This window comes from Streptococcus suis, from assembly GCF_046032115.1.
Classification (GTDB): domain Bacteria; phylum Bacillota; class Bacilli; order Lactobacillales; family Streptococcaceae; genus Streptococcus; species Streptococcus suis_AJ.
Window position 1 is genome coordinate 1 of record NZ_JARQOZ010000057.1, and the last position, 7977, is coordinate 7977.

8 protein-coding genes are annotated in these 7977 nt (G+C 42.6%); 7 read left to right on the forward strand and 1 reads right to left on the reverse strand.

Annotated elements, in window-relative coordinates:
* Nucleotides 1-126: 126 nt before the first annotated feature.
* Nucleotides 127-1587 (reverse strand): NCS2 family permease, encoded by a 1461-nt coding sequence (locus P7J36_RS11160; RefSeq protein ID WP_408551062.1) that lies wholly within the window; start codon nucleotides 1585-1587, stop codon nucleotides 127-129.
* A 343-nt stretch (nucleotides 1588-1930) separates the two neighbouring features.
* Between P7J36_RS11160 and P7J36_RS11165 the strand changes: the two genes are divergently transcribed.
* The 7 genes from P7J36_RS11165 (at nucleotide 1931) to P7J36_RS11195 (ending at nucleotide 7873) form a co-directional block, all read left to right on the forward strand.
* Nucleotides 1931-2743 carry a Cof-type HAD-IIB family hydrolase gene (locus P7J36_RS11165; RefSeq protein WP_024388466.1) on the forward strand — a complete coding sequence of 271 codons (813 nt, stop codon included), beginning with the start codon at nucleotides 1931-1933 and terminating at the stop codon, nucleotides 2741-2743.
* A gap of 221 nt (nucleotides 2744-2964) precedes the next feature.
* Entirely contained in the window at nucleotides 2965-3957 is a 993-nt protein-coding gene (locus P7J36_RS11170; RefSeq protein WP_158455695.1) for a PTS sugar transporter subunit IIB, read from the forward strand.
* 29 nt (nucleotides 3958-3986) lie between these two features.
* Nucleotides 3987-4796 (forward strand): PTS mannose/fructose/sorbose transporter subunit IIC, encoded by an 810-nt coding sequence (locus tag P7J36_RS11175; protein ID WP_408551061.1) that lies wholly within the window; start codon nucleotides 3987-3989, stop codon nucleotides 4794-4796.
* 17 nt (nucleotides 4797-4813) lie between these two features.
* Nucleotides 4814-5725, forward strand: a complete 912-nt coding sequence (locus tag P7J36_RS11180; RefSeq protein ID WP_105108928.1) for a PTS system mannose/fructose/sorbose family transporter subunit IID — start codon at nucleotides 4814-4816, stop codon at nucleotides 5723-5725.
* A gap of 59 nt (nucleotides 5726-5784) precedes the next feature.
* A complete protein-coding gene (locus P7J36_RS11185; RefSeq protein WP_024388464.1) occupies nucleotides 5785-6156 on the forward strand; it encodes a DUF956 family protein in 372 nt (123 codons plus the stop codon).
* Between the two features lie 215 nt (nucleotides 6157-6371).
* Nucleotides 6372-7646, forward strand: coding sequence for a serine--tRNA ligase (gene serS / locus P7J36_RS11190; protein ID WP_408551060.1), 1275 nt, complete (start codon nucleotides 6372-6374; stop codon nucleotides 7644-7646).
* A gap of 11 nt (nucleotides 7647-7657) precedes the next feature.
* Nucleotides 7658-7873, forward strand: a complete 216-nt coding sequence (locus P7J36_RS11195) for a PspC domain-containing protein (protein WP_024381939.1) — start codon at nucleotides 7658-7660, stop codon at nucleotides 7871-7873.
* Nucleotides 7874-7977: the final 104 nt, after the last annotated feature.

The following is a 7977-nucleotide window of genomic DNA, read 5'->3' on the forward strand; positions in this document are numbered from 1 at the left end:
CTTCGTCGCGCACCCGCATAGCGGGTGGTTTATTTGTCACGCACCTTACGGAGCGTGACGGACTAAAAGTCACATAATAAAAAAACTGACCTTCTTTTGAAGATCAGTTCTGACTATTGGGGCATTTTACAAGAGAGCTAAAATGATGAAATTCAGAATAAATAGTGCTGTAGCACCCCAAAGGATTGGGTGAATTTCTTTAGCCTTACCTGTTGAAACTTTTACCAAGCAATAGAAGATAAATGCTGCTGCAATACCGTATGAGATTGAGAAGCAAAGTGCCATGAAGAAGGCTGCAAAGAAGGCTGGCAGAGCATCTTCAAACTGGCTCCAATCAACGTCAAGGAAGGACGAAACCATCATGACACCGACGATAATCAAGGCTGGTGCAGTCGCCGCTGCTGGAACAATGCCTACGAAAGGCAAAATCAGAATAGATAAGAGGAAGAGGACCGCAGTTGTCACAGCTGTCAAACCTGTGCGACCACCTGCTGAGATACCCGCTGCTGACTCCACATAGGTTGTCGTGTTAGAAGTACCGAAGAGAGCACCGATTGAAGTACCAATCGCATCTGCAAAGAGAGCCTTGTCCATTTTAGAGTTGAAACCAGTTCCATTTTCAAGAGCCAACTCGTCTTCTGCTGAGAAGATGCCTGTCTTACGACCTGTACCGATAAAGGTACCAAGCGTATCAAAAGTATCTGACAAACTGAATGCAAAGATAGTCATTAAAACAAGTGGAAGACGGCTTGAATCCGCAAAGAGAGATGACAAACCACCAAAAGCAGCCAAGAAAGTTGTACCCAACTCTGAAAAGGCAGATCCGATATTGTTATTTGCAAAATCAATGGTAGAAAGGTCTACAACACCCGCTGGAATTCCGGCCAAAGTCGTTGCAATGATTCCAATCAAAATTGCACCACGAACATTTTTAATCACCAAGACAGCTGTCAAAAGAAGACCGAACACTGTCAAGAGAACACTTGGATCTGTAAAGGTTGAAATACCTGGTACGACACCACCACCTGCAAAGACAGAGTAAACACCATTTGAGAAGGTCTCAGCTGTCGCATCTGCAGGAGCAACTCCGTTGATCGTAATAATATCAGAACCAGATGTCAAGAAGGTAATCAAGTTAGAATTTTTGAAACCAAGGTAGGCAACAAATACACCGATACCACCACCGATAGCGTGTTGCAAGCTAAGCGGAATCGCCTTAATAATGCTCTTACGAACCTTTGTAACGGTAATAAAAACGTTAAACAGACCGCATAGGAAAACCATTGCCAAAGCTTCTTGCCAAGTAAAACCAAGACCAATAACCACTGTATAAGTAAAGAAGGCGTTTAGCCCCATCCCTGGTGCCAATGCATACGGAACATTAGCAAAGAGACCCATAACTAGCGTAGAAACCGCACTGGCAATAATTGTCGCCAAGAAAACAGCCTGTGTTGGCATACCTGCCACACTCAATACGCTCGGGTTAACGAACAAAATATAGGACATGGCAAAGAAAGTCGTAAGACCTGCCATAATTTCTGTTGAAACCGTCGTTCCGTGTTCTTTCAATTCAAAAAATTGATCCATTTTTCATTTCTCCTTTAATTTACGAACGATAAAAACATTATAATCAAAAAACATTATAATTTCAAGTTTTTTAATCTTGAAAACGTCATTTTGTTGATTTTCAGTCTTTAATATTCGTAAATAACGAACATTAAAAAGTTGCGGACGATCTATAAAAAATTTATTGCTTCTTTGCTTTTATTATCTCCTTTTGTTATACTGGAAATTATTAGTTCAAGATATGGTTACCTACTAGTACTATTCTTTGACGCATAAAACAATTTCTCAGCAGTCTAGCTACTACCTAAACACTATTCACTATTAAAAACTAGTATAACGAATCTAGAAAGGAATGCCATTAAATATGAAGAAAAAAATCATTGCTATCGATTTGGACGGCACATTGCTCAATAATGATAGCCAATTATCTGATTATACCATCTCAACTATAAAGAAGGTCCGCCAAGCAGGACACACCGTTCTTATCGCCACAGGCCGCCCCTATCGAATGGCTGAAAAATATTACCACCAACTAGAACTGGATACTCCCATGATTAATTTCAACGGTTCTTTAGTTCACATCCCTGGAAAGAAATGGCAATGGGAACAAAATATTTTAATCGACAAAAAATACCTACTCGAATTTCTAAAAGAAGAAGAAACATTCGAGGCAGATTTTATTGCCGGTGAATACAAGAATAAATTCTACATCACTCAAAAGAACTTAGACAAGATTGATCCAGCTCTGATGGGGGTTGAACAGATTACTCCAGATACACTCATCAGACCTGAGTTAATCACTAGCGATCCTCATTCCATCCTTATGCAAACTCGTGCAACTGATAAGTATGAACTTGCAAAAGAAATGAATGCCTATTTCAAAGATGAATTAGAAATCAATACGTGGGGTGGACCATTAAATATCCTCGAAACTTGTGCAAAAGGTGTCAATAAGGCAACCGCTCTGAGCTATGTTCTTAACCTCTACCAAGCCACTCCTAGCGACTTAATTGCCTTCGGCGATGAACACAACGATGTTGAGATGCTAGACCTAGCAGGAACAGCCTATGCCATGAAAAATTGTAGCGATACACTTCGTCCACATGCCGACAGATTGACAGCATTTGCTAATTTTGAAGATGGTGTCGCGCGTGAACTAGAAAACCTATTTTTATAGACATCAAAAAACCTGATAAACTGTCAGGTTTTTGTCATATTCGTTGCATATTTTTATCACTTTTCTGAAACCAACTTATGAAAAATTTCGGAAATATTTTGCACTTTTAACATAATTCCTCTTGACAAATGCACTGAAAACGTTTTATAATGTTACAGTTCGAACATGAAAGCCCATTCAATGGTTTTTACATGAACAAGAAAAATTTAGGAGGATCAATAATGAGTATTGGAATCATTATTGCAAGTCATGGTGAATTTGCTGCTGGTATCCATCAGTCAGGTTCAATGATCTTTGGCGAACAGGATAAAGTACAGGTTGTTACTTTCATGCCAAGTGAAGGACCAGATGATTTATACGCTAAGCTCAATGCTGCTGTTGACGCATTCGATGCCGATGATGAAGTTTTGGTGTTAGCTGACCTTTGGAGTGGGTCACCATTTAACCAAGCAAGCCGCGTAGCTGGTGAAAACCCAGATCGTAAGTTTGCCATCATCACAGGCCTCAACTTGCCAATGTTGATCCAAGCCTATACAGAGCGTATGATTAACGCTGAAGCAGGCGTGGAAGAAGTTGCGGCAAACATTATCAAAGAAGCCAAGGATGGTGTGAAGGTTCTTCCAGAAGAACTTCAACCCGCAGAAGCTGCTCCAGTAGCTGAGGCAGCACCAACTGCTCCACAAGGTGCAATCCCTCCAGGGACTGTCATCGGAGATGGCAAGTTGAAAATCAACTTGGCGCGTATCGACACTCGTCTCTTGCATGGTCAAGTTGCGACTGGTTGGACTCCTGCTTCTAAGGCAGATCGTATCATCGTTGCTTCAGATACAGTTGCTAAAGATGAATTGCGCAAACAACTCATCAAACAAGCTGCTCCTGGTAACGTGAAAGCGAACGTTGTCCCAATCAAGAAATTGATTGAGGTTTCTAAAGACCCTCGCTTTGGTAACACACATGCCTTGATTCTCTTCGAAACACCACAGGAAGCTCTTGAAGCAATCGAAGGTGGCGTAGAAATCAAAGAATTGAACGTCGGTTCTATGGCTCACTCAACTGGTAAAACAATGGTGAACAACGTATTGTCAATGGACAAGGATGACGTTGCAACCTTTGAAAAATTGCGTGACTTGGGCGTTGAATTTGATGTGCGTAAAGTACCAAACGATACGAAGAAAGACTTGTTTGAGTTGATCAACAAGGCAAACGTTCAATAATACAATCTGATTTAAGAAAGGATTTCAACATGGATATTACACTTATTTCCGCAATTCTTGTTGTCATCGTTGCCTTCTTCGCAGGTCTTGAAGGTATCCTTGACGAATTTCAATTCCATCAACCATTGGTAGCTTGTACCCTTATTGGTCTTGTAACTGGTAACTTGGCTGCAGGCGTTATGCTCGGTGGTTCCCTACAAATGATCGCTCTTGGTTGGGCGAACATCGGTGCAGCCGTTGCACCAGACGCAGCACTTGCATCTGTTGCTGCTGCTATCATCATGATCAAAGGTGGCGACTTCTCAGCAGAAGGTATTGCCGTTGCAACAACAACTGCTATTCCTCTTGCCGTAGCTGGTCTTTTCCTTACAATGATCGTTCGTACTATCTCAGTTGGTTTGGTCCACGGTGCAGACAAAGCTGCTAAAGATGCAAACTTCGCTGCTGTAGAACGTTACCACTTGTTCGCTCTTCTGCTCCAAGGTTTGCGTATTGCCATTCCTGCAGCTCTTCTACTTGCAATGCCAGCTGAAGCTGTTCAAGCTGTTCTTGAAGCAATGCCAGAATGGCTCAAAGGCGGTATGGCTGTCGGCGGTGGTATGGTTGTTGCCGTAGGTTATGCTATGGTTATCAACATGATGGCAACTCGTGAAGTATGGCCATTCTTTGCAATCGGTTTTGCCCTTGCAGCTATCAGCCAATTGACACTGATTGCACTTGGAACCATCGGTGTTGCTATTGCTTTCATTTACCTCAACCTCTCTAAACAAGGCGGATCAGGTAACGGTGGTAACGCTGGTTCAAATGACCCAATCGGCGATATCCTTGAAGACTACTAAGAGAAGGGAGATTCATCATGTCAGAAAAAATTCAACTTTCCGTAAGCGATCGTAAAAAAGTTTGGTGGCGTTCAACCTTCCTTCAAGGTTCATGGAACTATGAGCGTATGCAAAACTTAGGTTGGGCTTATGCAATGATCCCAGCTATCAAAAAACTTTACACTAAAAAAGAAGATCAAGCTGCTGCTCTTGAGCGCCACTTGGAATTCTTCAACACACACCCATACGTTGCTTCACCAATCCTTGGTGTAACTCTTGCCCTTGAAGAAGAGCGTGCAAACGGTGCTGCTATCGATGACACAGCTATCCAAGGTGTGAAAATCGGTATGATGGGACCTCTTGCTGGTATCGGTGACCCAGTCTTCTGGTTTACTGTTCGCCCAATCCTCGGTGCCCTCGGTGCATCACTTGCACTTACTGGTAACATCATGGGTCCAATTATCTTCTTCTTTGGTTGGAATGCAATCCGTATGGCCTTTCTATGGTACACACAAGAATTTGGTTACAAAGCTGGTAGCGAAATTACCAAAGACATGTCAGGTGGTATCCTTCAAGACATTACTAAAGGTGCATCCATCCTCGGTATGTTCATTCTTGCTGTCCTTGTTCAACGTTGGGTATCGATCAACTTTACCGTTGACCTTCCTGCAAAACAATTGTCAGAAGGTGCTTACATCGTCTTCCCAGAAGGCACTGTAACAGGTACTGAACTTCAAGGCATCTTGGGTGATGCTCTCAGCGGACTTAGCCTTTACCCAACTCAAGCACAAAGCTTGCAAGGCCAGTTGAACAGCTTGATTCCTGGTTTGATGGGACTCCTCCTTACTTTCCTCTGCATGCACTTACTTAAGAAGAAAGTAACACCAATCACAATGATTATCGGTCTCTTCATCGTAGGTATCATCGCTCGTTTCTTCGGAATTATGTAATCAATAACCCCGCTCTTGCGGGGTTTTATGGTATAATGAATATCTAGGAAGGGAGCACTATGGCACAATCACAAAATACAAGCGTTGAACTACAAACCACAGGGGTTTCCTACATGGGCTTTGGTGGCAAGGTTGGTAAATTTCTAATTGGTGACAAGGCACTTGAGTTCTACCCAGATAGCAACGTTGAACGCTATATCCAGATTCCTTGGTCAGAAATGACTAGCATTGGCGCAAACGTTTCTGGAAAAACAATCAGCCGTCATTTTGAAATTTATACAGAAAAAAGTCGATTCTTGTTTGCTTCTAAAGACTCTGGTAAGATTCTTAAAATTGCCCGTGAGCATATCGGCAATGAAAAAGTTGTGAAATTACCGACTCTTCTGCAAACAATCGGCAGAAAAATTTCGAATCTATTTGCCAAAAAATAAAAAATCAAGTATAATGGTAGAAACGGATAAGTAATATCAGGCGTTTTTCAGAAAGTCTGCGGTCGCTGTGAGCAGATAAACAAGGGATATGAAATTCTACCGTTGGCTAAAAATGACATACTTAAAGTGCACAGAATGTGAAGCTGGATGGAACCGCGGTAAATATCGCTCCAGCATCTCTCATTCTGTGTTTTTTTATTCTAAAGGAGACATCTATGCTAGATATCAAACGTATTCGTACAGATTTTGACGGAGTGGCTGCCAAATTAGCTACTCGTGGTGTGGCTGCCGCAACCTTGGCAGACATCAAGGACTTGGATGCAAAGCGCCGTGAAATCTTGGTTACTGTAGAAGAATTAAAAGCAGAGCGCAACACCGTTTCTGCAGAGATTGCCCAAGCAAAACGCAACAAGGAAAATGCGGATGACAAAATTGCTGCCATGCAAAAATTATCTGCCGATGTGAAAAACTTGGATGCTGAACTCTTGGAAATCGATGAAAAACTAAATGCCATCCTTGCAGTTCTTCCAAATACACCACACGATTCTGTCCCTGTCGGTGCAGATGAAGAAGAAAACGTGGAAGTTCGTCGTTGGGGAACACCTCGTGAATTCACTTTCGAGCCAAAAGCTCACTGGGATTTGGGCGAAGACCTCGATATTCTGGACTGGGAACGTGGGGCAAAAGTAACTGGTGCTCGCTTCCTCTTCTACAAGAACTTGGGTGCCCGCTTAGAACGCGCCCTCTACAACTTCATGTTGGACGAGCATATCGCAGAAGGCTATCAGGAAATCATCACACCTTACATGGTCAACCATGACTCTATGTTTGGTACTGGTCAATATCCTAAGTTCAAGGAAGATACCTTTGAGTTGGCAGACACTAACTTCGTCCTCATCCCAACTGCGGAAGTCCCATTGACCAACTACTACCGCAACGAGATTTTGGAAGAAAAAGACCTGCCAATCTACTTCACAGCCATAAGCCCATCTTTCCGTTCTGAAGCCGGTTCTGCTGGTCGTGATACCCGTGGTCTGATCCGCCTTCACCAATTCCACAAGGTTGAAATGGTCAAATTTGCCACACCAGAACAGTCCTATGATGAATTGGAAAAAATGACGGCAAACGCAGAGAATATTCTCCAAAAACTAGGCTTGCCTTACCGCGTTTTGGCCCTCTGTACAGGTGATATGGGCTTCTCAGCTGCTAAGACCTATGACTTGGAAGTCTGGATTCCTGCCCAAAATACCTACCGTGAAATCTCAAGCTGTTCAAATACTGAGGATTTCCAAGCCCGTCGTGCCCAAATCCGCTACCGCGATGCTGCTGACGGCAAGGTTAAATTGCTCCACACCCTTAACGGTTCTGGTTTAGCAGTTGGTCGTACCGTGGCAGCCATCCTTGAAAACTACCAAAACGAAGATGGATCTGTTACTATTCCAGAAGTACTCCGTCCATACATGGGTGGGGTAGATGTGATTAAGCCTTAGAGGTAAGGAATATGAAAAAGAAATGGTATAAGGACAAAAGTCGTGGTGAACTTGCTGGCGTTATCGCAGGTCTTTATGACTACTTTGACCTATATGAAAACTACGGTTGGAAATTAGAAAATGTTCGTTTAGTGGTCATTATATTAGCTATTGTGACCAACCTACCCTTTCTAACAGCCTATATCATTCTAGCCATACTTTTACCAGACAAGTCTGAACTCAACTAAAGTATAGCAAAAGACGACTCCTTCTAGGGAACCCACTGAAAAAGTCATCAACTTGATGGCTTTTTTTGCTATACTAGAGTCGAGGTGATTCCTATGCTTGATAA